Source organism: Pseudomonas sp. 3HC3 (assembly GCF_044904505.1).
Lineage (GTDB): Bacteria > Pseudomonadota > Gammaproteobacteria > Pseudomonadales > Pseudomonadaceae > Aquipseudomonas > Aquipseudomonas putida_Y.
The window spans coordinates 117,486-141,337 of record NZ_JADDRH010000008.1; the positions used below are offsets into that span (position 1 = coordinate 117,486).

A 23,852-nucleotide genomic window follows, 5' to 3' on the forward strand; every position below is an offset into this window, starting at 1 on the left:
CTACGCGATCAGACGCGTTCGAAGACAGTGGTGATACCTTGGCCCAGGCCGACGCACATGGTCGCAACACCCAGAGTACCGCCATTTTGCTTCATGACGTTGAGCAGGGTGCCGGAAATCCGCGCCCCGGAGCAACCGAACGGGTGGCCCAAGGCAATCGCGCCGCCGTGCAGGTTAACCTTCTCATCCATCTTGTCGAGCACTTTCAAGTCTTTCAGCACTGGCAGGGCCTGTGCAGCGAAGGCTTCATTGAGCTCGATGAAGTCGATGTCAGCCATGGTAAGACCGGCACGCTTGAGGGCTTTCTGGGTCGATGGCACCGGGCCGTAACCCATGATCGCCGGGTCGACACCCGCCACCGCCATCGAGCGGATGACCGCCAATGGCTGGATACCCAGGTCCATCGCACGCTGGCCGGACATCACGATCATGCACGATGCGCCGTCGGTAATCTGCGACGAGGTACCGGCAGTGACAGTACCGCCTTTCGGGTTGAACGCAGGCTTGAGCGACGCAAGGCCTTCGAGGGTGGTTTCCGGGCGAATGGTTTCGTCGAAATCGAACACCTTCAGGAAGCCGTTTTCGTCATAGCCCTGCATCGGGATGATTTCATCCTTGAACTTGCCTTCGACAGTGGCCTTGTGGGCCAGCTGGTGCGAACGCAAGCCGAACAGGTCCTGCTGCTCACGGGTGATGCCGTGCATCTTGCCGAGCATTTCCGCAGTCAGGCCCATCATCCCGGAAGCCTTGGCGGCATGCAAGGACAGGTGCGGGTTGGGGTCGACGCCGTGCATCATGCTGACGTGGCCCATGTGCTCCACGCCACCCACCACGAACACATCACCGTTACCGGTCATGATCGCCTGGGCAGCCGTGTGCAGGGCGCTCATCGACGAACCGCACAGGCGGCTGACGGTCTGCGCCGCAGAGGTGTGCGGGATTGGGGTCATCAGCGACGCCATGCGGGCGATGTTCCAGCCCTGCTCCAGGGTCTGGTTGACGCAGCCCCAGATCACATCCTCGACTTCTTTCGGGTCGACCTTGCCGTTGCGTTCCAGCAGCTTGCTGATCAGGTGCGCCGACATGTCTTCAGCGCGGGTATTGCGGTGCATGCCACCCTTGGAGCGGCCCATTGGCGTGCGACCGAAGTCGACAATCACCACGTCTCTTGGATTCAGGCTCATATCAAATCTCTCGCTCTAGCTCGTTGACCGCTCAGTTGAAGAAGCGCTGGCCGTTCTTGGCCATTTCACGCAGCTTGGCGGTCGGGTGGTACAGCGGCCCCAGGTCGGCGTACTGATCGGCCAGGGCAACGAATTCGGCCACACCGATCGAGTCGATGTAACGCAGCGCACCACCGCGGAAGGGAGGGAAACCAATGCCGTAGACCAGCCCCATGTCGGCTTCGGCGGCGGTTTCGACGATGCCGTCTTCCAGGCAGCGCACAGTCTCCAGGCACAGCGGGACCATCATCCAGTTGATGATGTCTTCATCGGTCACTTCACGCTGCTCGAACACGATAGGCTTGAGCACGTCGAGCACGGTGGCATCGAAGACCTTCTTCGGCTTGCCGCGCTTGTCGGTTTCGTAGGCGTAGAAGCCCTTGCCGTTCTTCTGGCCCAGGCGGTTGGCCTCGTACAGCGCGTCAACGGCCGAGCGACGCTCGTCCTTCATGCGGTCCGGGAAACCTTCGGCCATCACATCGCGGCCATGGTGACCGGTGTCGATGCCGACCACGTCCATCAGGTAGGCCGGGCCCATCGGCCAGCCGAACTTTTCCATGACCTTGTCGATGCGCACAAAATCGACACCGGCGCTGACCAGCTTGGCAAAGCCGCCGAAGTACGGGAACAGCACGCGGTTGACCAAAAAGCCCGGGCAGTCGTTGACCACGATCGGGTTCTTGCCCATTTTCTTGGCGTAGGCCACGGTGGTGGCAACCGCCACTTCACTGGACTTCTCGCCACGGATCACTTCAACCAGCGGCATCATGTGCACCGGGTTGAAGAAGTGCATGCCGACGAAGTTTTCCGGGCGCTTGAGCGCCTTGGCCAGCAGGTTGATGGAGATGGTAGAGGTGTTGGAAGCTAGGATCGCATCGTCCTTCACCTGGCCCTCCACTTCCGCCAGTACCGCTTGCTTGACCTTCGGGTTCTCGACCACAGCCTCGACGACGATGTCGACATTGGCGAAATCGCCATAGGACAGGGTCGGGCGAATGGCGTTGAGCGCCTCGGCCATCTTGGCCGGGGTCAGGCGACCCTTTTCGACGCGGTTGCCAAGCAGCTTGGAAGCTTCGTTCAGACCCAGCTGAATGGCGTCTTCGCGGATGTCCTTCATCAGGATCGGCGTACCTTTGACCGCCGACTGGTAGGCGATACCGCCACCCATGATGCCGGCGCCGAGCACGGCGGCCTGCTTCACGTCGTGGGCGATCTCGTCATGCGCCTTGGCCTTGCGCTTGAGTTCCTGATCGTTGAGGAACAAACCGATCAGGCTCTCGGCGACCGAGGTCTTGGCCAACTTGGCAAAGCCGGCGGCTTCGACTTCCAGCGCCTTGTCGCGACCGAAGTTGGCGGCTTTCTGGATGCTCTTGATCGCTTCGACCGGGGCCGGGTAGTTAGGGCCGGCCTGGCCAGCGACGAAGCCCTTGGCAGTCTCGAAGGCCATCATCTGCTCGATGGCATTGAGCTTGAGCTTTTCCAGCTTCGGCTGGCGCTTGGCCTTGTAGTCCAGCTCGCCACTGATGGCACGCTTGATCAGGTCGAGGGCACCGGCCATCAGCAGCTCAGGGGCGACCACGGCGTCGACGGCCCCCACTTTCAGGGCGTCTTCGGCACGGTTTTCCTTGCCGGCGGCGATCCACTCGATGGCGTTGTCCGAGCCGATCAGGCGTGGCAGGCGCACGGTACCGCCAAAGCCCGGGTAGATACCCAGCTTGACTTCCGGCAGGCCGATCCTGGCGCTGGAGGACATGATCCGGTAGTCGGCCGCCAGGCACATTTCCAGGCCGCCGCCCAGCGCGATGCCGTTGATGGCGGCAACGGTCGGCACTTCGAGGTCTTCGAAGGCGTTGAAGATGCGATTGGCTTCCAGGTTGCCAGCGACCAGTTCGGCCTCAGGCAGCTCGAAGTTGTCGACGAACTCGGTGATGTCGGCGCCGACGATGAACACGTCCTTGCCACTGCTGACGATCACGCCCTTGACCGAGGCATCGGCCTGGATGGCATCGACGGCCTGGCGCAGCTCGTTCAGGGTAAGGCGGTTGAACTTGTTGACGGACTCACCCTTGAGGTCGAACTTGAGCTCGACGATGCCACTTTCAAGAGCCTTAACCGTGATGGCTTTACCTTCGTAAATCATCAACTGATCTCCACGATATGGAAGCTGAACTGTACACGCCGATCGCTGCAGCAGAAGCAGGCCTAGCTGCCCTGCCCCAGGCACACCCGTCAGCGCGCTAGTCGGAAGTATGGCTTGGCGTCATGACATACAAACGCTCAATTCATACGCCCGTTTGATTTGGGTGTGCACACATTCTCCGAAAAGATGGGCGTTGTCAAATGCTCACGAGCACGGCGAAAACGCGACTTTCCAGTCATTTTCTATCGTTCGGGTACAAAACATGATGACAGTGATCGCCGGTCATTCATGTCAGCGATTGACCACACATATGGGCTGGAGTGCTTTGTGCTTGCGCAGCGAGCCAGGGCGACTACACTGGCTCTTGCTTGAATGAATACCCGGCCTGCCTGGCCTTTTCTGCGCAGCAGAACGCAAAGCGGCGACTTGGCACCCCACCCCTTCAGGGTCATGCCGAGCCGCCGCTTTGTCGTTATGGAACAGATTGACCAGGCTGGATGCCGATCCCGTAGGAGCGGGTTTACCCGCGAAGCAGGCACCGCGGAGTTTGGCACCGGCTCTGCCGGTGTTCGCAGGTGAATCCTCGCCTACAGGGGCGCATATGGGCGGAGCTCAAGCCAAGGTTTCGAGGGCGTAGGCAACATCCTGCAACACAGCAGTATCGCCGCGCTCGGTCCAGTACAAGGCAATCATCCGCGCATCAGCCTCTACCTTGTAAACACTCGCCGGCAGACGCGACAAGGCGCCCATGAAGCGTGGGTCTTCACAGGGTTCACGCCACTGGTTCCACCACACCCCGGGGCTGACCTGCCAGAAGCTGAAGCTGTCCTCATTCCCACGGCGCCGGGCCCGGTGATACTGCGGGCAGGGGCTTGGCGGCTCCTTTTCCAGCCAGTGCGGCCACTGCTGCGGCGCCAATTGCATGGCCAGCCCCATGCGCCGTGCCTCCAGGCGCAACTTCATCTGCTCGCTCTGCTTGCGCGAACTGCGCAGCCAGGAAAGCGGGCTGAGAATCAGCGCAAGGATTGACACCACCAGCAATACCGTCATATCAGTAGTTCCCATAAAGCGTTGCAAATGCGCTGGTTAGCCATTTTCACGGTGGACCCGCCCTAAAGCGACCATACTTCTTCTATCGCGATTGTCAGGAGTACCGCTCATGAAATACGAACATTTGTTGGTCGCCGTCGACCTGACCGAAGAGTGCGACCCGGTGATCAAGCGCGCCATGGCGCTGGCAGAACCTTCAAATGCCAAGGTATCTCTGGTGCACATTGTCGAGCCGATGGCCATGGCTTTCGGCGGTGACGTACCGATGGACCTGTCGCAGCTGCAACAGCAGCAGTTCGACCAGGCCAAGGAGCGCATGGACCGCCTGTTCAACAAATACCCGGAAATCAACCGCGGCGACTCGCACCTGACCTACGGCCAACCGCGCCAGGAAATCCACCAGCTGGCCAAGGACCAGAACTGCGACCTGATCGTGGTCGGCAGCCATGGCCGTCACGGCCTGGCATTGCTGCTGGGCTCCACGGCCAACGATGTACTGCACGGTGCGCCGTGTGACGTGCTGGCGGTACGCTTGCTGAAGAAGGATTGATTTGACCTGAACCGGCCTCTTCGCGTGCAAGCCCGCGCCTGCAGGGATATGGCGATCCCTGTAGGAGCGGGTTTACCCGCGAAGAGGCCGGAACAGGCTAACGCCAATCAGCCTTCCAGCTCAGCCCAGCGCTCTACCAATACATCCAGCTCGCCCTGCAGCTTCTCGATCTGTGCCAGCACCGCCGAAGTTTCTGCAATCGGCCGCTGGTAGAAGCCCGCCGCATTCACTTCTTCCTGAGCCTCGGCCATACGCTGTTCCAGCTCGTCGATCTGCCCCGGCAGCATTTCCAGCTCACGCTGCAGCTTGTAGCTGAGCTTCTTCTTCGAAGCCTCTTCCACCACCGCTGCAACAGCAGGTTCAGGCTTGGCCTCGACCTTCTCCACCACCGCGCTGTTGAGTGCAGACTTGCCGCCCTTGCTCTCGGTTACACCCAGCAGCTTCGGCGAGCCGCCCTGGCGAATCCAGTCCTCGTAGCCGCCCACATACTCACGCACCTTGCCCTCGCCTTCGAACACCAGCGTGCTGGTAACGACGTTGTCGAGGAAGGCCCGGTCGTGGCTGACCATCAGCACGGTGCCTTTGTAGTTGGACAGCACCTCCTCCAGCAGCTCGAGGGTTTCCACGTCCAGGTCGTTGGTCGGTTCGTCGAGCACCAGCAGGTTGGCCGGCTTGCTGAACAGTTTGGCCAGCAGCAGCCGCGCACGCTCACCACCCGACAGCGCCTTGACCGGCGTGCGCGCACGCTGGGGGCTGAACAGGAAGTCGCCCAGGTAACTCAGCACGTGGCGGTTCTGGCCATCGATCTCGATGAAATCACGGCCTTCGGCCAGGTTGTCGATCACGGTCTTTTCCAGGTCGAGCTGGTGGCGCATCTGGTCGAAATAAGCCACCTCGAGCTTGGTACCGCGCTCCACTTTGCCCGCCGTGGGCTCAAGGTCGCCCAACATCATCTTGAGCAAAGTGGTCTTGCCAGTGCCGTTTGCGCCCAGCAGACCAATGCGGTCCTGCCGCTGCAGGACCATGGAAAAGTCCTTGACCAGCAGAGGCCCGTCCGGGTGATGGAAGCTGACATTTTCCAGCACCATTACCTGCTTGCCGGACTTGTCCGCTGCTTCGATCTGGATGTTGGCCTTGCCCTGTCGTTCGCGGCGCTCGCCACGCTCCACACGCAGGGCCTTCAGTGCACGCACACGGCCTTCGTTGCGGGTACGCCGGGCCTTGATACCCTGGCGAATCCACACTTCTTCCTGGGCCAGGCGCTTGTCGAACAGCGCGTTGGCGGTTTCCTCGGCGGCCAGTGCGGCTTCCTTGTGCACCAGGAAGCTGGCGTAGTCGCCGTTCCAGTCGATCAGGCCGCCGCGGTCCAGCTCGAGAATGCGGGTAGCCAGGTTCTGCAGGAACGAACGGTCGTGGGTGATGAACAATACCGCGCCGTTGAAGCCACGCAGGGCCTCTTCGAGCCAGGCGATGGCACCGATGTCCAGGTGGTTGGTCGGTTCGTCGAGCAGCAGCAGGTCGGGCTCGGACACCAGCGCCTGGGCCAGCAGTACGCGGCGACGCCAGCCACCGGACAGCTCGGCCAGGGTCTTGTCGGCCGGCAGTTGCAGGCGACTGAGCGTGCTTTCCACCACCTGCTGCAGGCGCCAGCCGTCGCGGGCTTCCAGCTCATGCTGGACGTGCATGAGTTTTTCGAGGTCTTCATCGCCCTGGATGTTCATGCTCAGGTGGTGGAACTGCGCCAGCAACTCGCCGACGCCGTCCAGACCTGCGGCTACCACGTCGAACACTGTGCGCTCGTCGGCCACCGGCAGCTCCTGCGGCAGCTCACCGATCTTCAGGCCCGGGGCACGCCAGATTTCGCCGTCGTCGCCCTTCTGCTCGCCCTTGACCAGGCGCAGCATGCTCGACTTGCCGGTGCCGTTGCGGCCGATGATGCACACCCGCTCGCCACGAGCGATCTGCCAGGACACTTTGTCCAGCAGCGGCATGGCGCCGAATGCGAGGGACACATCGCTGAATTTGAGCAGGGTCATGTTCGTCTCCATAAATCGGGCGCGCATTCTACCTGACTTGGCCCCCGACGGCATCCGCCAGGCCAACCGGTGAGCGCCTGGCGACATCTGGTCGAACTTAATATCCCGATACACGCACAGCGCTTTCACCCACTGCCGGCAAACGGCTAAGCTAAGGCAATAGCTTCCAACAGTGCTGGCTCCGCCGACACTCCCCATGGTTCAACTGCCCGGACGTATCATGCGCAGCCGCCTGTTACATATTGCATCCTGCCTGCTGCTTACCGCTGCCACCTGCGTGGCGCAGGCCGCCGACCTGACCCTGCAACGCCAGTACTATGACGAGGCCAAGCGCGCGCTGGCCAAAGGCGACAAAGGCCCGTACCTGCGCTATGCCCAGGCCTTGAAGGACTACCCGCTGACGCCCTACCTGGCCTACGATGAACTCACTGCCCGCCTGAAAACCGCCAGCAACCAGGAAATCGAAGGTTTCCTTGCCAAGCACGGCGACCTGCCCCAGGCCAACTGGATGAAGCTGCGCTGGTTGCGCTGGCTGGCCGAACGCGGCGAGTGGGATACCTTCGTCAAGTACTACGACCCCAAGCTCAATTTCACCGAACTGGACTGCCTCAACGGCCAATACCAGCTCAGCCACGGTTTGCGCGCCGAAGGTTACGCCACCGCCGACAAGCTGTGGAACGTCGGCAAATCGCAACCTGCCGCCTGTGACACGCTGTTCGGCATGTGGGCAGCCGAAGGCCAGCTGACCGAGGCCAAGCGCTGGGCACGCACCAAGCTGGCAGCCCAGGCGCGCAACTACGGCCTGGCCAACACACTGGCCAAGACCCTGACCACCCTCCGCTCGCAGGGGCGCCTGCTGGTCGACGTCGCGCAGAAGCCTGAGCTGCTCAACCAGCCGTCGCGCTTTACCCCGGTCAACGAGGCCATGTCCGACGTGGTCAGCCTCGGCCTTCGCCGCCTGGCCCGGCAGAACCCGGAGCGGGCGATGGCACTGCTCGACGATTACGCCCAGCGCATGCACTTCTCGCGTGACGAAAAGGTGGCCATCGCCCGTGAAATCGGCCTGACCCTCGCACGCCGCTACGACCCACGCGCGCTCGACCTGATGACCCGCTACGACCCCGAGCTGCGTGACAACACCGTCAGCGAATGGCGCCTTCGCCTGCTGCTGCGCCTGGGCCGCTGGGAGGACGCCTACGAGTTGACCAAGCGCCTTCCCCAGGACCTGGCCAGCACCAGCCGCTGGAAGTACTGGCAGGCCCGCAGCCTGGAACTGGCACAGCCAAACAACCCGCAGATCCCGCTGCTTTACAAGACCGCCGCGCGTGAGCGTGACTTCTATGGCTTCCTCGCCGCCGACCGGGCACAGACACCGTACCAGATGAACAACAAGCCGCTGCTGCTGAGCCCGCAACTGGTCAAGAAGGTGCGCAACACACCCGGTATCCAGCGCGCACTGGAATTCCACGCCCGCGGCCAGATCGTTGATGGCCGCCGTGAGTGGTACCACGTCAGCCGCCACTTCACCCGTGACGAAATGGTCGCACAGGCACGCTTGGCCTATGAGCTGCGCTGGTACTTCCCGGCCATCCGCACCATCAGCCAGGCCCGTTACTGGGACGACCTGGACATCCGCTTCCCCATGGCCCACCGCGACACGCTGGTGCGCGAAGCCAAGGCTCGCGGCCTGCATTCGAGCTGGGTATTCGCCATCACTCGCCAGGAAAGCGCCTTCATGGAGGACGCCCGCTCACCCGTGGGCGCCAGCGGCCTGATGCAACTGATGCCGGCCACGGCCAAGGAAACCGCACGCAAGTTCAGTATCCCGCTGGCATCACCGGCGCAAGTGCTGAACCCGGACAAGAACATCCAACTGGGTGCGGCCTACCTGAGCCAGGTACATAGCCAGTTCAACGGCAACCGGGTGCTGGCTTCGGCAGCCTACAATGCCGGGCCCGGGCGCGTGCGCCAGTGGCTCAAAGGCGCCAAGCACCTGAGCTTCGATGTGTGGGTGGAGTCGATCCCGTTCGACGAAACACGCCAATATGTGCAGAACGTGCTGTCGTATTCGGTGATCTACGGGCAAAAGCTGAATTCGCCGCAGCCACTGGTGGATTGGCATGAACGGTATTTCGATGACATGTGATTGCTGTTGAGCCTGTACCGGCCTCTTCGCGGGTGAACCCGCTCCTACAACGACCGCGTAACCCTTGTAGGAGCGGGTTCACCCGCGAAGAGGCCGGTACAGGCAACACACCTATTCCAGGATTTCTACTTCCATCCCCACCTCCAGCCACCCACTGCCATCCACCGCCAGGTTCTGGCCGAACAGCACGTCGCCTTCTTTTTCGCGGAAAGTCTTCAGCGTAGCCATCGGCTCACGGTCAGCGCTGCGCTCCCCAGTGGCTGGATCGATGGTCGTGAAGATGCACCGCACGCTGGGCTTTAGCACGCGGAACACCAAGCTGCCGATGCGAATCCGCTTCCAGCCATCCTCGGCAAACGGCTCCGCGCCGTGCACCACCAGGTTGGGCCGAAAGCGCAGCATCGACATGGGCCGGCCAATACGCCGATTAAGCTCATCCAGCGAGCCCTGCCCAATCAGCAGCAAGGGGAAGCCATCTGGAAACGCCGCACGGTCACTGTTGAATCCGTAACCATTGGGCAGGTAACGCGCACGCTGCTCCGGGCAATGCACCAGGCGTACTGCCTTGCCCAGCAACTCGCTCAACCAGGCCGCCGCAGCATCACCAGCGTCCGGCACACGCAGGGTATCGCGCCAGATCGTCACGCCGCGCAGGGCGTCATCGGCAGGCGGTACAGGCACCCGCAACGGCGCCTGCCCAGGGGCTTGCAGCAACAGGCCGCTGTCGTCAGCATTCGCGCAGATCTGGCCAAGTTGTGGCCAGGCACGCTGGGTCAGGAAGCGTCCGTTTTCTTCCTCGACCACCATCCAGCGCCGGTCGCCTTGCAGCCCCAGCAACCCCACCGGTGATGCCTTCAGGCTTTGCGCCTGCCCCGACTTCACCGGGTATCGATACAACTCACTGAGAAACATCCTTGCTGCCTCGTGTCATGCCAAAAGCCAAGCTTATACCTGGCCGGCACAACGTTCACGCAGCGGTGGTATCCAGCAACAGGCGCTGCTTGACCACATCGACAAGGCGATCAGGCTGGAACTTGGAAAGGAAGTTGTCACAACCCACCTTCTTCACCATGGATTCGTTGAAACTGCCCGACAGCGAAGTGTGCAGCACCACATAGAGCTGGCGCAGGCGGGCATCGCTGCGGATCTCGGTGGTCAGCCGATAGCCGTCCATTTCCGGCATTTCTGCATCGGTGAACACCATCAGCAGTTTCTCGCACACGTCCTCGCCAGCATCGGCCCAGCCCTTGAGCATGCGCAGCGCCTTCAGGCCATCACTGGCCACATGCAGCTTCATGCCCAGTTGGGACAGGGTGTCGCGCAATTGCGCCAAGGCCACACTGGAGTCGTCCACCAGCAGCACCTCGCGGCCGCGGGCCCGGGCCAGCACCGGGTCGGCGAGCTTGTCGCCAGAAACCCGGGCGTTGTAGGGCACGATTTCGGCCAGCACTTTTTCCACGTCGATCACTTCCACCAGCTTCTCATCGACCTTGGTGATGGCAGTCAGGTAGTGCTGGCGACCGGCACTGGAAGGCGGCGGCATGATCGACTCCCAGTTCATGTTGACGATGCGGTCGACACCGCCTACCAGGAAGGCCTGCACCGAGCGGTTGTATTCGGTGACGATGATGGTGCTGTCCGGCCCCGGCTGTAGCGGGCGCATACCGATCGCCTGGGACAGGTCGATCACCGGCAGGGTCTGCCCGCGCAGGTTGACCACACCGCAGACATAGGCGTGGCGCTGGGGCATCAGGGTCAGCTTGGGCAGTTGCAGTACTTCCTGCACCTTGAACACGTTGATCGCGAACAGCTGGCGACCGGCCAGGCGAAACATCAGAATTTCCAGGCGGTTCTCACCCACCAGTTGCGTGCGTTGGTCTACCGTGTCGAGAATGCCAGCCATTGGAAAGCCCCCAGGCTTGAGTCGAAAAAGGTGAAATCATTTACCCTGTATCGGCGGCTTCACGCACACCTTGACCCTTGCGGGAAAATGCCGCGCGGATAATTGATATCACTTTACCATCATGCTTTACTGCCGACACGCCGAGGCAAATCAGGGCACGGCAAAAGTTCCCTACCCTAGCCTTTGATCAGGGAAACCCTTAGCGGCAATCGGGTGCAACCTGATGTTCGCGATATCCTTTAGCCATTAATGTGACGCCATTCTCATTGCATGAATGGAGTCAGGCTTTTGCTAGCTATCGTTTCGGCGTGCCCGCCCCCTGCGCCTACCCCACGCGCGGGGACTTGTTGATGGACACTGCCTTATCGTTCGATGACGCCCTGCAGGGCTTCCTGCTGGATGCCCAGGTACTGCTGACCCAGGCCCAGGAATGCCTGCAGCATCTGGAACTGATAGACAATGACCCGGATGCCTGCAGCTGCCTGAACGGCGCCCTCGACACTATCGCCCGTCAAGCTACGCGCCTGGGCCTGCGTGAAGTCGCCCACTACACCACCGCCCTGCAACAGCTGCTCGCCCCGGCCTGCCACGGTGGTTGCCTGCAGCGTGAAGCCCTACCCGCGATAGGGGCGTGCCTGACCTTGCTGGCCTGGCAGTTGGAGCTGGTCGATAGCCGTACAGGGCGGCTGAACCTGGACATCGGCGAGCAGTTGGTGCTGCTGGGTGAATTGGCCAAGGTCGTACAACCCCCCTTTGCGCCAGCCTGCGCGTCCTGCGATGAAGAAGGCAGCACCTGCATTCACCCGCACAGTGACGCGGCAACCGGCACCCGCTCTAACCCCTCTAACCGCATGCATTAACCTGACGCAAAGTGCAACTAAGCAACTTTATTGAAACCCGACCATGGTCGAACTTGGAAAGTTCACCAGGCCTTCGGTGCATGCCGTTGAATCATTGCCGCACTAGTTACAGCACAAGTGGGTACAGCGCGATTAAAGGGTGGCACTTTGCTACCCGAAAGCGCCCGACCAGTAGGCGTTTCAACGCGTTACCCGGCCGCGACCGATGCAATACAAAGTGGTAATATGCGCCCCCACAAACGCTTGCGACCGGAACAAAGGTGGCAAGAATACGTGTTCAAAAAAACAACGAAAGTACTGCGCCAAAGCCTCTGAGCAGCATTGTGCAAGGCCTCCATCAGCAATACTTCAGTGGCCTCCCTACCTATGTTTCCACGCTTGAAGACTTCTTTGCATTGCTGCTCCCGCGCCGCCGTGCTGCGTTGGGCAACGGTCGGGCTGTGCGTGGCCTCACTGGTTGCCAACATGGCGCTGTACCTGGCCAACCAGACAATCCCGGCCACCCTGCTGGTGCTGCAGTTGGTCGCCACGCTGGGTGCTGTTGTACAACTGGGTCTGGGCGCCAGGTCGATCCACCTGCGCCCGGCAGAGCTGGCCGAGCGCATGCTCAAGGTGCAAGAAGACGAGCGTCAGCATCTGGGCCGGGAACTGCACGACGACATCGGTCAACTGCTCACCGCTGCCAAGCTGCAACTGCAGTGGCTGCAGCGGCGCATGCCCGACGAGTTGCAGGGGCACTGCGACGCCCTGCGCAGCACGCTGGATGACACCCTCGGTAATGTGCGCGATGTTTCCGCGCTGCTCAACCCCCGGCAGTTGGCCAGCCTTGGTCTGGAAGCCAGCCTGCGCGCACACCTGGTACGCACCCTGGCCAGCAGCGGCGTGCACTGGAGCCTGGCGTGCAACCAGCGCCTGGGCGGCATCGACGAAGCCGTGGCCATGGCAGTGTTCCGTATTACCCAGGAGGCAGTGACCAACATGCTGCGCCACGCCCAGGCACACAACCTGGTCATCCGCCTGCAGCGCACCCCTGAGGGGCTGATGCTGTCGATCCACGACGATGGTCGTGGCTTCGCCCCTGCCCGGCACCCGGCCGAGGCCGGTCAACGCGGCCTGGCCGGCATGCAGGAGCGGGTAATCGCGCTGCAGGGCAGCCTTGACATTACCAGTCAGCCTGGCCGAGGCACGCAGATCGAAGCGATGTTCCCGTGGTCCCCGCGCACCCAGCAACGCGCCAGGAGTATTACCAACCATGACCTGTAGACTACTGCTGGTAGATGACCACTCGCTGATCCGCGCCGGGGTGCGCGCACTGGTCTGCGATATCCCCGGCTATGACGTGATCGGCGAAGCCGACGACGGCAACCAGCTACTCGACCAGGTACGCACGCTGACGCCCGACATCATCTTGCTGGACATCTCCATGCGTTCGACCAGCGGGCTGGACGCGCTCACCCAACTGCGGGCCAGCGGCAGTACCTGCAAAGTGCTGATCCTGTCCATGCACACCGACCCTGACCTGATCATGCGCGCCCTGGAAAGCGGCGCCCACGGCTACCTGCTCAAAGACACCAGCGCCACCGAGCTGGAACAGGCGCTGGGTGCGGTACGCCACGGTGAGCGCTACCTCAGCCCGGCCATCGCCCACACCGTCATCAACCAGGCGCTGCGGCACACCAGACAAGGCAAGCAAAGCGCTGGCGAACGGCATAATCTGACTTCACGACAGCTTGAGATCCTGCGCCTGATCGTGCGCGGCAAGTCCACCCGGGAAATCGCTGCAGGCCTTGGCCTGTCGATCAAGACCGTGGAAACTCACCGCTCACAAATCATGAAGCGCCTGCAGATTCACGACGTGGCCGGCCTGGTGCTGTTCGCCGTACGCGAAAAAATCATCAGCCTGGATGACTGAGCAACGGCGACCCGGCGGGCAGGTGCAGGTACAACGCCGCCGGCCTCGCCTGAAAGCGCAGATTGGCAGCCTGCAACGGCTCGCCATCGAGGTTGATGTCCAACCCTTGCGAACTCTTGATCTCGACCCATGGCAGCCTGGCCCGAACGAACAGACCGTCACCGCCCAACAGGTCACGCAGAGCCCCTACCATCTCCTGTGGTGCCGGCAGAATGGCGATGTCAAGCAAGCCATCGTTGACCATGGCTTCGGGGCACAGTACCTGCCCGCCACCGGCCTGGCGGCCATTGCCGATACCCAGCGCCAGTAAATCCCCTTGCCAATGGAAGCCCGGCCCCAGTAGCTCCACCGAAGCGGCCTGAAGCTCACTGAAGCGGGACAATCCGGTGAACAGGTAGGCGGCAGCGCCCAGCACTTTCTTGAGGTCTTCGGAGGTATTGGCGGTGACCTGGCTGCCAAAGCCACCCGTGGCCATGTTGAGGAACAGCTGATCGCCAGCCTGCCCCAGGTCTATGGGGTGTGGCGCGACATTCAGCAAGGCCAGCGCCGACGCCGGCTCCAGGGGTATGCCAGCGGCTTTGGCAAAATCGTTGGCAGTGCCCAATGGCAACAAGGTCAGGCTGGCTTTGGACGCGGCCAAACCCATGGCCTCGGCCACATCACGTAATGTGCCGTCCCCGCCACCGGCGACGATATGGCTGTAACCCGCCGCCAGTGCCTCGGCGACCAGCCGTTGCGCATCGCCCGCCTCCCAGGTCACCCGGACATCCAGCACCCAGCCACTATCGCGCAGGTCGCGCACGGCGCTGCGGACGTCTTCGTTCATCGCTTGCTTGCCGTGCAGCACCAGCATTGCCTTGCGCCCTTGCATGTGCGCATCTCCGTAAAATGGACCAACCCAGATCTCGACCACTTGCACGCCCGGATCGTTGCATGCCCTGCAAAAAAACATCAGCCAGGCGGCGCTTCTGCAACTGACCGCGTTGCCGGTCATTTTTTCCACATGTGGCAATCCCGGCTATGCTCAGCAGATACCCCTATTGCCATGGACGCGCCCGGCAGTGGCTACCCCACTGCTGCCAACGGGCGCGTTTTGCTATCTGCAGCCTTTCACGAGGACTTCGGGTCATGCGCATTCTCTGGACACTGCCCTATCTGCCTTGGCCGACCACCAGCGGCCACAAAACCCGGCAATACCATCTGCTGTGCGCGCTGGCGCAGCGCGGCCACCGAATCACCCTGCTGGTGCAGTCGAAAATCCCTCTCAGCGATGCAGCACATGAGGCCCTGGAGCCACTCCTCGAACGCCTGATCGTGCTACCCCGCAGGCCGCTGCATAGCCCACTCAACCTGCTGGCTTCACCCATCATCGACTACCCCATGCGGGCAATCATCAATGGCCTGGCGCCGCGCCTGCGGCACCGGTTCGAGCAATTGCTGGACGAACCCTGGGACGTGATCCAGATCGAGCACAGTTACAGCTTCCAGCCGTTCGAAAAAGCCTTGCAGGCTCGCGGGCTGCCCTTCATGCTGACCGAGCACAACCTGGAGTCGGTAATGGGCGGTGCCTGCCACGACCGCCTGCCGCTATGGCTGCGCCCGCTCAACGCCTTCGACCGCTGGCGCTACCGGCGCTGGGAGCACCGTGTGCTACGCCAGCCCAACGAACTGGTGGCAGTCTGCGCCCACGATGCCGAGCTGATCGCGCAGATCAGCGGGCGCCCGGTGAATGTGGTGGTCAACGGCGTGGATTGTGACTTCTACCAGCAAGTGCAACCTGCGGTGCACAGCCAGCGTCTGTTGTTCGTCGGCAATTTCGAATATGGCGCCAATCTGGAGGCCATCGAGTGGGCACTGGATGACATCATGCCAAAGGTGTGGATGAGCAACCCGGCGGTGCGTCTGGCTATTGCCGGGCATGCCATGCCGGCCAACTGGAAACTTCACTGGAACGACCCACGCATCGAATGGTTCGGCTACCGACCCGACCTGCGTGAACTGCAACGATGTTCAGCGCTGTTCTTCGCCCCCCTGCGCTATGCCGGTGGCTCGAAGGTGAAAATCCTCGAAGCGATGGCAGCCGGCTTACCCGTGATCACCACCGACAAGGGCGTTTCAGGCCTGAGCGTGAATAACGGCGAGCACTACTTGGGCAGTGACGACGGTGATCTGCTGGCACTGCTGATCACCCAGTTGCTCAACCAGCCTTGGCGCATGAGCCAGTTGAGCACTGCCGGACGCCAGTTTGCCCGCCAGCGCCACGACTGGAGCGTGGCCGCCCAACAACTGGAGAATGTGCACATACGCCTGACCCAGGCGGCACCGGCCGAGGCCGCACCGCTGGCCAGTGCCTGGCTGGGCCGCTCAGCCAAGTAGCTCGCTGAAGGGGATGAATGGCACGCTGTCGCCCTGCTTCGGCGTGCTGCCTTCACGCACTTCCACCAGCCCCTCGGCCCAGGCTGCGCTACGCAGCACACCCGAGCTCTGGTTCTTGTAGATGCGCACCCGACCCTGCTCGATGCGCGCGCGCAGGTATTCGCGGCGCGCACCAGGCTTGGGCCAGTCAAACCCAGCGGGCATGTCGAAACGCAGCGGCGTGACGTCAACTACACCCTGACGACGCAGCAGGTAGGGCCTGGTCAACAGACCAAAGGTGACCAAGGTCGAGGCCGGGTTGCCCGGCAGGCCGATCACCGGCACACCCTGGAAGTGGCCGAAGGTCAGCGGCTTGCCCGGCTTGATCGCCAGCTTCCACAACGCCAGTTCGCCGGCCTCGCGCAGGGCAGCACCGAGGTAGTCGGCCTCACCCACCGAGACACCTCCGGTGGAAAGAATCAGGTCTACGTCACCCAGTGACGCCAGGCATGTGCGAGTACGCCCCAGATCGTCCGGCAGGATGCCGGCATCGACCACTTCGCAACCCAGCCGCTGCAACCAGCTGACCAGCAGCCTTCGGTTGCTGTTGTAGATCTGCCCGGGCCCCAGCGGCAGGCCAGGCTCGACCAGTTCGTCGCCGGTCGACAGCACCGCCACTTTCACCTTGCGCACCACGTCCAGGCGGCCATGCCCCAAGGTCGCCGCCAGGCCCAGTTCGATCGGCCCAAGGCGGGTGCCGGCGCTCATCACCTGCTCGCCCTTGCGGGTTTCCTGGCCCTGAGGGCGTATGTTCTGCTCCGTCCGCAACGCTTCGAGAAAGCGCACCCGGCCATCATCGAGTACTTCGGTGTTTTCCTGCATCTCGACGCAGTCGGCCCCCTCCGGCACAGGCGCACCGGTGAAGATCCGCGCACAGGTACCCGGTTGCAGCGGCTGAGGCGCATGGCCGGCGAAAATACGCTGGCTGACCGGCAGCGGCTGGCCCTGCCAGTCAGCCAGGCGCAAGGCATAACCGTCCATGGCGCTGTTCGGCCAGGGCGGCAGGTCGAGCGAGGCCACCAGGTCGGTGGCCAGCACGCGGCCTTCGGCTTCGGCCAGCGGCAGGTTTTCGATCTCGCGGATCGGGGCAGCCTCGGCCAATGCCAGCAATTGCTCCAGCGCCTGCTCCACCGGCATCAGCGGCCGGGCCTGGCTGACCTCAGCCACGGCTGTCACAGGCCGCTGCCTGCTTCAGGTGCGCCACGAAGTTGCATGGGCGGTGACGGGCATCAAGCTGCTCGGCCAGGATGCCATCCCAACCGGTGCGCACAGCGTTGGTCGAGCCCGGCAGGCAGCACACCAGCGTGCCGTTGGCCAGCCCGGCCAAGGCACGCGACTGCACGGTGGAGGTGCCGATGTCGGCCACTGAAATCTGCCGGAACAGCTCGCCAAATCCGTCCACTTGCTTGTCCAGCAGGCAGGCCACCGCCTCGGGGGTGCTGTCGCGACCGGTAAACCCGGTGCCGCCCGTAATCAGCACCACTTGCACGTTGTCATCGGCGATCCACGTGGCGACCTGGGCTCGGATCTTGTACAGGTCATCCTTGAGCAGCACACGCTCGGCAAGGCGATGACCGGCGGCGCTCAAGCGGTCGACGAACATCTGGCCAGAGGTGTCGGTGTCGAAGGTACGGGTGTCGCTGACCGTGAGCACGGCGATGCTCAGCGCCACGAAGGGGGTATCTGCCTTGGCTTTCATGGGTGTCCGTCACAACAGGATGAGATGGACGCAGTTATATCACAGCGCACCTTTTCCGGCGTTGCCCCCATCAGCCTTGCCCTGGGTCAAGGGGACGAATTAGTCGCTATGCTGCACTTGGAGTGAACTTGCACTAACGTCCTGCGTCATAAATGTCATCTAGCACCATCGCACTTGGAGAAACACGATGATCAAACGGACCCTACCCGCCTTCCTGCTCGCCTTGGGTTTGGGCGCCCTCGCTGGCTGCTCGACCCCAACCGTCATTACCCTGAACGATGGCCGGGAGATCCAGGCAACCGACAAACCTTCCTACGACGAAGACTCTGGCTTCTATGAATTCGAGCAACTCGACGGCAAGCGCACACGCCTGAACAAGGACCAGATCCGCACCGTCAAAGAGCTCTGATCACGGCCCCGTTCAGGCCATAGCCCTTTAAACAACAAGGGCTTGCGGGCAAAAACGGGATGCAGTAGGATTTTGGTCATCGGAGTGTAGCGCAGCCAGGTAGCGCGTCTCGTTCGGGACGAGAAGGCCGCAGGTTCGAATCCTGTCTCTCCGACCAAATCCTTATCGAAAAGCCCGCCATGTGCGGGCTTTTTGTTGTGTTAAAAATACCTCTGTGCGCAACTTAAGCCGCCGTGGGCACCTGCATCCACTGCAGGCCGAGTCAGGCGGTCAGGCGGGAGGTGACTTCACCCAACTGCCCTGACAAACCATGCAGGCGCTGCCCCGCCTGCTCGGTATGCTGGACCGCTTCCTGGTTGGCTGTGGCAATGCGGGTAATTTCGATCAGGTTGCGCGAAATATCTTCGGCCACGCTGGTCTGCTCCTCGGCCGCTGTGGCGATTTGCCGGTTCATGTCACGAATCGCCTCCACGGCCTGAGTGATACGTTGCAACATCTGCCCGGCCTGCTCGACCTGCTCAGCCCCTTCCTGGCTACGTTGCTGGCCGCTTTCGATGGCCTTGACCGCCTCCACAGCCCCCGACTGTACCGCTTCGATGATCTGGTGGATCTCTGCAATCGACGCTGCCGTGCGTTGGGCCAGGCTACGCACTTCATCGGCGACCACCGCAAAACCACGCCCGGCTTCGCCAGCACGGGCCGCTTCGATGGCCGCGTTAAGCGCCAGCAGGTTGGTCTGTTCAGCAATGCCGCGGATCACTTCCAGCACTTTGCCTATACGTGTGCTGTCATGCTCCAGATCGCGAATTACCGTCGCCGTGCCGGCGATTTCGCGGTTGACCAACCCGATGATGTCGATGGTCTGCTGCATCACCTGCTCGCCCGCCTGGGCGCTGTGGTCGGCGTCATCGGCCGCACGGGCAGCCTCAGCGGCGTGGCGAGCGACCTCTTGGGCAGTGGCGGACATTTCATGCATGGCCGTGGCCACCTGGTCAGTACGCTGGAACTGGTCATGGGTACCGCGGGCCATGTCACCGGCAATATTGCGCAACTGGCCGCTGGCGCCTTCCAGCTCCTGAGCGTTGTCCTGCAGCCGGCCGACTGTGTCGGCAAGGAAGTCTCGCAGGGTGTTGGCTGCCCGCGCCAGGCGCCCCAACTCATCCTCCCGACGGCTGTCGACCCGGGCAGCAAAGCGGCCCTGGCTGAGCTGCGCGACGTACTCGATCAACTGGCGGATCGGCTCGATCAGGCTACGGTTGACCAGCCACAGGCTGAGCAGCCCCACCAGCACCGCAGATGCCAGCATCACCAGCAGGCCCAACCATACGGTGCGCTCGGCACTGGCATTGATGCTGGCTGCACGCTGGTGGGCATCGGCGCGCAGTTGCTCCACCAGTTCGCTCATCTGCTCACTGGCAGCACGATCCACGCCTTTGACCGCCCGGTCGCCCGCTACCGGGTCGCCGCCTGCCGCAAGGAAGGCCTGGCGGCCTTGCGCATAGGCCTGGCCCAACTGGCGGTGACTGTCGCGCAATTCCTGCAGCGACGCCTTGAGCCTGGCATCGCTATTGTCGATCAATTGCCCGAGCAGTTGTTGTACTTGCTGTTCGCGGGCCTGGAACTGCTGCCAGTACTTGTCCATCTCCGCAGGCTGGCGCCCGCGCAACAGCACGTTCTTCCATTCCTGCACCTGGATCTTGAACTGCAGGTTGGCTTCGTCAATCAATTGCGAGGCCCGCAGTGGCCCGTCGACCAGCTCGGCGTAGCCACGCACGCTGGACGACAGGAACTGGAAACACACCAAGGCGATCAGCAGCATCGCCAGCACACTGCCGCCGAGCAGCGAGAGAATTTGCACTCTGAGGGATTTACGCAACATCGAGGGTCTCGGAACCAGAGGGAGTAGGCTGAGGCCGCTGTACAGCCTCATTACTGGCAGGCCAAAAAAAAGCTGCCATCACGCAATGGCAGCCAGGTCGAGCACTTACGCAACAGTTGAGGCAAATCTTCTCAGGCAATTACTACAGAAATGTTACAAAGCCACGACACGCTAGCCCGTGGTGAACTGCAGCGCTGCCAGCCGCGCATACAGCGGGCTGTCCTCGATCAACTGACGGTGGGTGCCCACCGCCACCAGCCGGCCCTGGTCGATGACCGCGATGCGCTCGGCATGCTGCACCGTGGCCAGGCGATGGGCGATCACCAGCGTGGTACGGCCGGCCATCAGGCTGGGCAGCGCTTGCTGGATCAAGTATTCGCTTTGTGCATCGAGGGCACTGGTGGCTTCGTCCAGCAACAGGATCGGCGCATCGACCAGCAAAGCCCGGGCGATCGCCAAGCGCTGACGCTGCCCGCCGGAAAGGCCTATGCCACCTTCCCCCAGTTGTGTCTGGTAGCCTTGGGGCAGTTGCCGGATGAATTCGTCGGCATGGGCGCCGCGGGCTGCTGCTTCGACTTCAGCCAAGGTCGCCTCGGGCCGGCCATACCGAATGTTGGCCTCCACCGTGCCACGGAACAGCGAGGGGTTTTGTGCTACCAAGGCGAACTGCCGGCGCAGCTGGTCGGGATCAAGCTCGGTAACTGGCTGGCCATCAAGCAGGATGCGGCCTTGCTGGGGGTCGTAAAAGCGCAGCAACAAATCGAACAGGGTCGACTTGCCTGCCCCGGAAGGGCCTACCAGGGCGACGGTCTGGCCGGGCTCGATGGTCAGGCTCAGGCCGTCGACAGCCGCCACCGTGGGCCGTGAAGGGTAAGCGAACACCACCTGCTGCAGTTCGATACGCCCACTCGCCCGCTGCTGTGGCAGCACCTGCGCCACGACGGGCGGCAGGATGGCACTTCGCGCGGCCAACAGTTCGGCAATGCGCTCGGCGGCACCCGCGGCCCGCTGCAGCTCGCCGATCACCTCACTGAGGGTACCGAATGCGCTGCCGACGATCAGGCTGTAGAACACGAATGCAGCCAACTCACCTGCGGATATACGCCCGGCGATCACATCCATGCCGCCGACCCACAGCATCACCCCCACCGCCCCCAACACCAGCACGATCACCAGGGTAATCAGCCAGGCACGCTGGGTAATCCGCTTGCGGGCAACAGTAAACGCTGCTTCGACCGTATCGGCGAACAGTTCGCGGTCGTGCGCCTGGTGGTTGTAGGCCTGCACGGTCTTGATCTGCCCCAGCGTCTCAGCCACGTAGCTGCCCACATCGGCGACCCTGTCCTGGCTCTGCCGCGACAGGCTGCGCACCCGACGGCCGAACAACAGGATCGGTGCCAGCACCAGCGGCAACGTTACCACCACGATGCTGGTGAGCTTGGGGTTGGTGATGAACAGCAATGCCACACCGCCAATGACCATCAGCGCGTTGCGCAAGAACATCGACAGCGATGAACCGATCACTGATTGCAGCAAGGTGGTGTCCGCTGTCAGCCGCGACTGGATCTCGGAGCTGCGGTTGTCTTCGAAAAAACCTGGGTGCAGGCCGATCAGGTGGTCGAAGACGGCACGACGGATATCGGCCACACAGCGCTCGCCAATCCACGACACCAGGTAGAAACGGCTGAAGGTACCCACTGCCAGCGCCAGCACCAGCAGCAGGAACAGCCCGATAGTCTGATTGAGCTGATGCGCGGAGCGGGTCATGAAGCCTTGATCCACCAGCAAGCGGATTCCTTGGCCCATCGACAGGGTGATGGCAGCGGTGACTACCAGCGCCAGCAATGCCAGCAGCACCTGCCGGCGATAAGGGCGAACGAACTGCCAAGCCAGGCGCAAGGCACGGCGTTGGCGCGGGGAAACCGATTCAGGCATGACAACACAACCACAAAGGGTGGGGAAGCCGCAGCCTACCACTCATCCCGGTCGGGAGACTGCATGCAGGTTGCTATAACGCATCGATCTAACCAGATTATGGAGCTTTCACAGGGTTTCTGCTGGACTGTTGCTGCCGTGACCCAGAAGCTGTCACAGGCCAGTCACGGCGCAGGGCTACCCTGAGCTTGAACCTGAAGAGGAGACAGTGCATGAGCTTGCAGCATGGCAATGATAACCAGAAGCCCCAGACCTCCCCGCAACCGCAAGTATGCGGTTCGATCATCGATGCCAAGGGGCGCGAAGTGCCGATCACCGAGCAGATGATCCAGCAGGCCTGCAAGGCCCTGGAAGAAAGCCGTGTCGAGCGCGTACGCAAAGGTTGATCGGCGATTTTTTTGCAACCCGGCGCTTGCGCCGGGTTTTTATCTGCCCAGCCAGTGGGCTTGGCCACCCCCACAGGTAACCGTAGATACCTGCAAGGTCACGACAAGGTTTGCTTAGACCAACACCCCACCCAGGGCACTGACCAACTGCGCCAACTGCGGCGCCTCCCCGTGCAAGCGCACGGCCAGCCCCTCGATCTCGCGCCGTGGCGGGTATTGCTTGCGCAACTGGTCGAACGCCGCTCGCTGCTGCTGCGGATCATCGCTCAGGCTACGGCGGAAATCGGCATCATCGCGGCGCGGGTCATACACGGCGCGACACAGGGTGGCCAAGGCCCAGGACAGGTCGGTGCTGGCATCCAGTTCGATCTGCGCCAGCGGCGGCCTGGGGAGCAGCTCGGCCAGTCGCACCTGCTCGTCCACAGCCAGGAAGCGGCATAGCGCCTGGTAGATCTGCGCCGTACCACGCTGGCGGCCATCGAGGCTATAGCCGGCAATGTGCGGCGTAGCCAGTGTGCACAGGTCGGCCAACTGCAGGTCCACCTGCGGCTCCCCTTCCCACACATCCAGCACTGCGTGCACGTCTTCGCGGTCCAGCAGCAGCTCGCGCAGGGCGACGTTGTCCACCACCGGGCCACGGCTGGCGTTTACCAGCCAGGCACCTGGGCGCAACTGTGCCAGCTGCGCCTGCCCCAGCAGGTGCCAGGTCGGGTACTCGCCGCCGCGTTGCAATGGGGTATGCAAGCTGATCACATCGCACTGCTGCAGGATGGTTTCGAGGCTGACGTAGTCGCCGCCCTCGGCGGCCTGACGCAACGGGTCGCACACCAGCACCTTCCAGCCCAGGCCGTGCAGCACCCGCACCAGACGGCCACCCACTTCACCCGCGCCCACAACGCCATACACGCGCTCAGGCAATGCCACGCCATCCAGCTCGGCCAGGGTCAGCAGGCTGCCCAGCACGTAATCGACCACGCCGCGGGCATTGCAGCCAGGTGCGCTGCTCCAGCGGATGCCGGCTTCTGCAAAGTAATCCAGGTCCAGGTGATCAGTGCCGATGGTGCAAGTGCCTACAAAGCGTACACGGCTGCCTTCGAGCAGCTGACGGTCGACCTTGGTCACGGAGCGCACCAGCAGGATATCGGCGTCCTTGACGCTGGCAGCATCGAGGCTTCGGCCGGGGTAGCGGCGAATTTCACCGAAACCCTGGAAGAAGGCATCGAGCAGCGGGATGTTTTCGTCGGCAACTATCAGCATGGCGCTCTCCTGTCTGGGGAGCGCAGTGTAGGCGCAACGCCGGGCGTGTTCC

The 23,852-nt window shown here is 62.5% G+C and carries 20 protein-coding genes, 1 tRNA gene and 1 pseudogene; 9 read left to right on the plus strand and 13 right to left on the minus strand.

The genetic code is table 11. The annotated features are described in order from the left end of the window. Positions 1 to 8: 8 nt before the first annotated feature. From fadA to INQ47_RS14025, 3 genes are all read right to left on the minus strand, one after another. Positions 9 to 1,184, minus strand: coding sequence for an acetyl-CoA C-acyltransferase FadA (gene fadA, locus INQ47_RS14015; RefSeq protein ID WP_010953128.1), 1,176 nt, complete (start codon positions 1,182 to 1,184; stop codon positions 9 to 11). A 31-nt stretch (positions 1,185 to 1,215) separates the two neighbouring features. Then, positions 1,216 to 3,363, minus strand: a complete 2,148-nt coding sequence (gene fadB / locus INQ47_RS14020) for a fatty acid oxidation complex subunit alpha FadB (RefSeq protein ID WP_404701933.1) — start codon at positions 3,361 to 3,363, stop codon at positions 1,216 to 1,218. Positions 3,364 to 3,975: 612 nt separating this feature from the next. Further along, on the minus strand, positions 3,976 to 4,413 hold the full coding sequence (locus INQ47_RS14025) for a hypothetical protein (RefSeq protein ID WP_404701934.1): 438 nt from the start codon (positions 4,411 to 4,413) through the stop codon (positions 3,976 to 3,978). A 109-nt stretch (positions 4,414 to 4,522) separates the two neighbouring features. Here INQ47_RS14025 and INQ47_RS14030 point away from each other — a divergent pair, with 109 nt between their 5' ends. Further along, positions 4,523 to 4,963 (plus strand): universal stress protein, encoded by a 441-nt coding sequence (locus INQ47_RS14030; protein ID WP_135192526.1) that lies wholly within the window; start codon positions 4,523 to 4,525, stop codon positions 4,961 to 4,963. Between the two features lie 107 nt (positions 4,964 to 5,070). Here INQ47_RS14030 and INQ47_RS14035 read toward each other — a convergent pair whose 3' ends face one another. Continuing rightward, positions 5,071 to 6,999, minus strand: coding sequence for an ATP-binding cassette domain-containing protein (locus tag INQ47_RS14035; RefSeq protein ID WP_404701935.1), 1,929 nt, complete (start codon positions 6,997 to 6,999; stop codon positions 5,071 to 5,073). Positions 7,000 to 7,219: 220 nt separating this feature from the next. Between INQ47_RS14035 and INQ47_RS14040 the strand changes: the two genes are divergently transcribed. Next, complete coding sequence (locus tag INQ47_RS14040; protein ID WP_404701936.1) at positions 7,220 to 9,145, plus strand: transglycosylase SLT domain-containing protein; 1,926 nt, start codon at positions 7,220 to 7,222, stop codon at positions 9,143 to 9,145. 111 nt (positions 9,146 to 9,256) lie between these two features. Here INQ47_RS14040 and INQ47_RS14045 read toward each other — a convergent pair whose 3' ends face one another. Then, positions 9,257 to 10,057 carry an MOSC domain-containing protein gene (locus tag INQ47_RS14045; RefSeq protein WP_252458331.1) on the minus strand — a complete coding sequence of 267 codons (801 nt, stop codon included), beginning with the start codon at positions 10,055 to 10,057 and terminating at the stop codon, positions 9,257 to 9,259. Between the two features lie 55 nt (positions 10,058 to 10,112). Continuing rightward, positions 10,113 to 11,048 carry a chemotaxis protein CheV gene (locus INQ47_RS14050; protein ID WP_003248753.1) on the minus strand — a complete coding sequence of 312 codons (936 nt, stop codon included), beginning with the start codon at positions 11,046 to 11,048 and terminating at the stop codon, positions 10,113 to 10,115. A 350-nt stretch (positions 11,049 to 11,398) separates the two neighbouring features. On the opposite strand from INQ47_RS14050, the gene INQ47_RS14055 reads away from it, so the two are divergent. The 3 genes from INQ47_RS14055 to INQ47_RS14065 all read left to right on the plus strand — a co-directional run bounded on the left by INQ47_RS14055 (position 11,399) and on the right by INQ47_RS14065 (position 13,820). Then, positions 11,399 to 11,908 carry a histidine kinase gene (locus INQ47_RS14055; RefSeq protein WP_252458330.1) on the plus strand — a complete coding sequence of 170 codons (510 nt, stop codon included), beginning with the start codon at positions 11,399 to 11,401 and terminating at the stop codon, positions 11,906 to 11,908. A 366-nt stretch (positions 11,909 to 12,274) separates the two neighbouring features. Beyond that, positions 12,275 to 13,171 (plus strand): sensor histidine kinase, encoded by an 897-nt coding sequence (locus tag INQ47_RS14060; protein WP_404701937.1) that lies wholly within the window; start codon positions 12,275 to 12,277, stop codon positions 13,169 to 13,171. Further along, a complete protein-coding gene (locus INQ47_RS14065; RefSeq protein ID WP_252458328.1) occupies positions 13,161 to 13,820 on the plus strand; it encodes a response regulator transcription factor in 660 nt (219 codons plus the stop codon). Before INQ47_RS14060 ends, INQ47_RS14065 begins: the two co-directional genes overlap by 11 nt. On the opposite strand, the gene yegS is transcribed toward INQ47_RS14065, so the two are convergent. Beyond that, a complete protein-coding gene (gene yegS / locus INQ47_RS14070) occupies positions 13,804 to 14,691 on the minus strand; it encodes a lipid kinase YegS (RefSeq protein ID WP_252458327.1) in 888 nt (295 codons plus the stop codon). The genes INQ47_RS14065 and yegS overlap by 17 nt on opposite strands. A 257-nt stretch (positions 14,692 to 14,948) precedes the next feature. Here yegS and INQ47_RS14075 point away from each other — a divergent pair, with 257 nt between their 5' ends. After that, the gene (locus INQ47_RS14075) at positions 14,949 to 16,196 is read left to right on the plus strand and encodes a glycosyltransferase family 4 protein (RefSeq protein ID WP_252458326.1); all 1,248 of its coding nucleotides are present in this window, start codon (positions 14,949 to 14,951) and stop codon (positions 16,194 to 16,196) included. Here INQ47_RS14075 and glp read toward each other — a convergent pair. Continuing rightward, positions 16,185 to 17,411 (minus strand): gephyrin-like molybdotransferase Glp, encoded by a 1,227-nt coding sequence (gene glp / locus INQ47_RS14080; RefSeq protein ID WP_404701938.1) that lies wholly within the window; start codon positions 17,409 to 17,411, stop codon positions 16,185 to 16,187. The genes INQ47_RS14075 and glp overlap by 12 nt on opposite strands. Beyond that, a complete protein-coding gene (gene moaB, locus INQ47_RS14085; RefSeq protein WP_014591793.1) occupies positions 17,395 to 17,934 on the minus strand; it encodes a molybdenum cofactor biosynthesis protein B in 540 nt (179 codons plus the stop codon). The genes glp and moaB overlap by 17 nt, the downstream gene beginning before the upstream one ends. 187 nt (positions 17,935 to 18,121) lie before the next feature. Here moaB and INQ47_RS14090 point away from each other — a divergent pair, with 187 nt between their 5' ends. After that, positions 18,122 to 18,343, plus strand: a complete 222-nt coding sequence (locus INQ47_RS14090) for a YgdI/YgdR family lipoprotein (RefSeq protein ID WP_003248738.1) — start codon at positions 18,122 to 18,124, stop codon at positions 18,341 to 18,343. Positions 18,344 to 18,423: 80 nt separating this feature from the next. Next, positions 18,424 to 18,500 (plus strand) — tRNA-Pro (locus INQ47_RS14095). A 105-nt stretch (positions 18,501 to 18,605) separates the two neighbouring features. Here INQ47_RS14095 and INQ47_RS14100 read toward each other — a convergent pair. The 3 genes and pseudogenes from INQ47_RS14100 to INQ47_RS14110 form a co-directional block, all read right to left on the minus strand. Beyond that, on the minus strand, positions 18,606 to 19,373 hold the full coding sequence (locus INQ47_RS14100) for a methyl-accepting chemotaxis protein (protein WP_404701955.1): 768 nt from the start codon (positions 19,371 to 19,373) through the stop codon (positions 18,606 to 18,608). A 117-nt stretch (positions 19,374 to 19,490) separates the two neighbouring features. Further along, positions 19,491 to 20,273, minus strand: a pseudogene (locus tag INQ47_RS14105) (HAMP domain-containing protein); the annotation flags it as partial. Positions 20,274 to 20,393: 120 nt separating this feature from the next. Then, the gene (locus INQ47_RS14110) at positions 20,394 to 22,157 is read right to left on the minus strand and encodes an ABC transporter transmembrane domain-containing protein (RefSeq protein WP_209964613.1); all 1,764 of its coding nucleotides are present in this window, start codon (positions 22,155 to 22,157) and stop codon (positions 20,394 to 20,396) included. Between the two features lie 212 nt (positions 22,158 to 22,369). Here INQ47_RS14110 and INQ47_RS14115 point away from each other — a divergent pair, with 212 nt between their 5' ends. Continuing rightward, positions 22,370 to 22,543, plus strand: a complete 174-nt coding sequence (locus INQ47_RS14115) for a PA1571 family protein (protein WP_176684833.1) — start codon at positions 22,370 to 22,372, stop codon at positions 22,541 to 22,543. 114 nt (positions 22,544 to 22,657) lie between these two features. On the opposite strand, the gene pdxB is transcribed toward INQ47_RS14115, so the two are convergent. Next, positions 22,658 to 23,800 (minus strand): 4-phosphoerythronate dehydrogenase PdxB, encoded by a 1,143-nt coding sequence (gene pdxB / locus INQ47_RS14120; RefSeq protein WP_404701939.1) that lies wholly within the window; start codon positions 23,798 to 23,800, stop codon positions 22,658 to 22,660. Positions 23,801 to 23,852 lie beyond the last annotated feature (52 nt).

Coding starts and splice junctions, on each gene's coding strand:
- fadA (WP_010953128.1), bottom strand. CDS start 1,184: ATGAGCCTGAATCCAAGAGACGTGGTGATTGTCGACTTCGGTCGCACG.
- fadB (WP_404701933.1), bottom strand. CDS start 3,363: ATGATTTACGAAGGTAAAGCCATCACGGTTAAGGCTCTTGAAAGTGGC.
- INQ47_RS14025 (WP_404701934.1), bottom strand. CDS start 4,413: ATGACGGTATTGCTGGTGGTGTCAATCCTTGCGCTGATTCTCAGCCCG.
- INQ47_RS14030 (WP_135192526.1), top strand. CDS start 4,523: ATGAAATACGAACATTTGTTGGTCGCCGTCGACCTGACCGAAGAGTGC.
- INQ47_RS14035 (WP_404701935.1), bottom strand. CDS start 6,999: ATGACCCTGCTCAAATTCAGCGATGTGTCCCTCGCATTCGGCGCCATG.
- INQ47_RS14040 (WP_404701936.1), top strand. CDS start 7,220: ATGCGCAGCCGCCTGTTACATATTGCATCCTGCCTGCTGCTTACCGCT.
- INQ47_RS14045 (WP_252458331.1), bottom strand. CDS start 10,057: ATGTTTCTCAGTGAGTTGTATCGATACCCGGTGAAGTCGGGGCAGGCG.
- INQ47_RS14050 (WP_003248753.1), bottom strand. CDS start 11,048: ATGGCTGGCATTCTCGACACGGTAGACCAACGCACGCAACTGGTGGGT.
- INQ47_RS14055 (WP_252458330.1), top strand. CDS start 11,399: ATGGACACTGCCTTATCGTTCGATGACGCCCTGCAGGGCTTCCTGCTG.
- INQ47_RS14060 (WP_404701937.1), top strand. CDS start 12,275: ATGTTTCCACGCTTGAAGACTTCTTTGCATTGCTGCTCCCGCGCCGCC.
- INQ47_RS14065 (WP_252458328.1), top strand. CDS start 13,161: ATGACCTGTAGACTACTGCTGGTAGATGACCACTCGCTGATCCGCGCC.
- yegS (WP_252458327.1), bottom strand. CDS start 14,691: ATGCAAGGGCGCAAGGCAATGCTGGTGCTGCACGGCAAGCAAGCGATG.
- INQ47_RS14075 (WP_252458326.1), top strand. CDS start 14,949: ATGCGCATTCTCTGGACACTGCCCTATCTGCCTTGGCCGACCACCAGC.
- moaB (WP_014591793.1), bottom strand. CDS start 17,934: ATGAAAGCCAAGGCAGATACCCCCTTCGTGGCGCTGAGCATCGCCGTG.
- INQ47_RS14090 (WP_003248738.1), top strand. CDS start 18,122: ATGATCAAACGGACCCTACCCGCCTTCCTGCTCGCCTTGGGTTTGGGC.
- INQ47_RS14100 (WP_404701955.1), bottom strand. CDS start 19,373: ATGGCCCGCGGTACCCATGACCAGTTCCAGCGTACTGACCAGGTGGCC.
- INQ47_RS14110 (WP_209964613.1), bottom strand. CDS start 22,157: ATGCCTGAATCGGTTTCCCCGCGCCAACGCCGTGCCTTGCGCCTGGCT.
- INQ47_RS14115 (WP_176684833.1), top strand. CDS start 22,370: ATGAGCTTGCAGCATGGCAATGATAACCAGAAGCCCCAGACCTCCCCG.
- pdxB (WP_404701939.1), bottom strand. CDS start 23,800: ATGCTGATAGTTGCCGACGAAAACATCCCGCTGCTCGATGCCTTCTTC.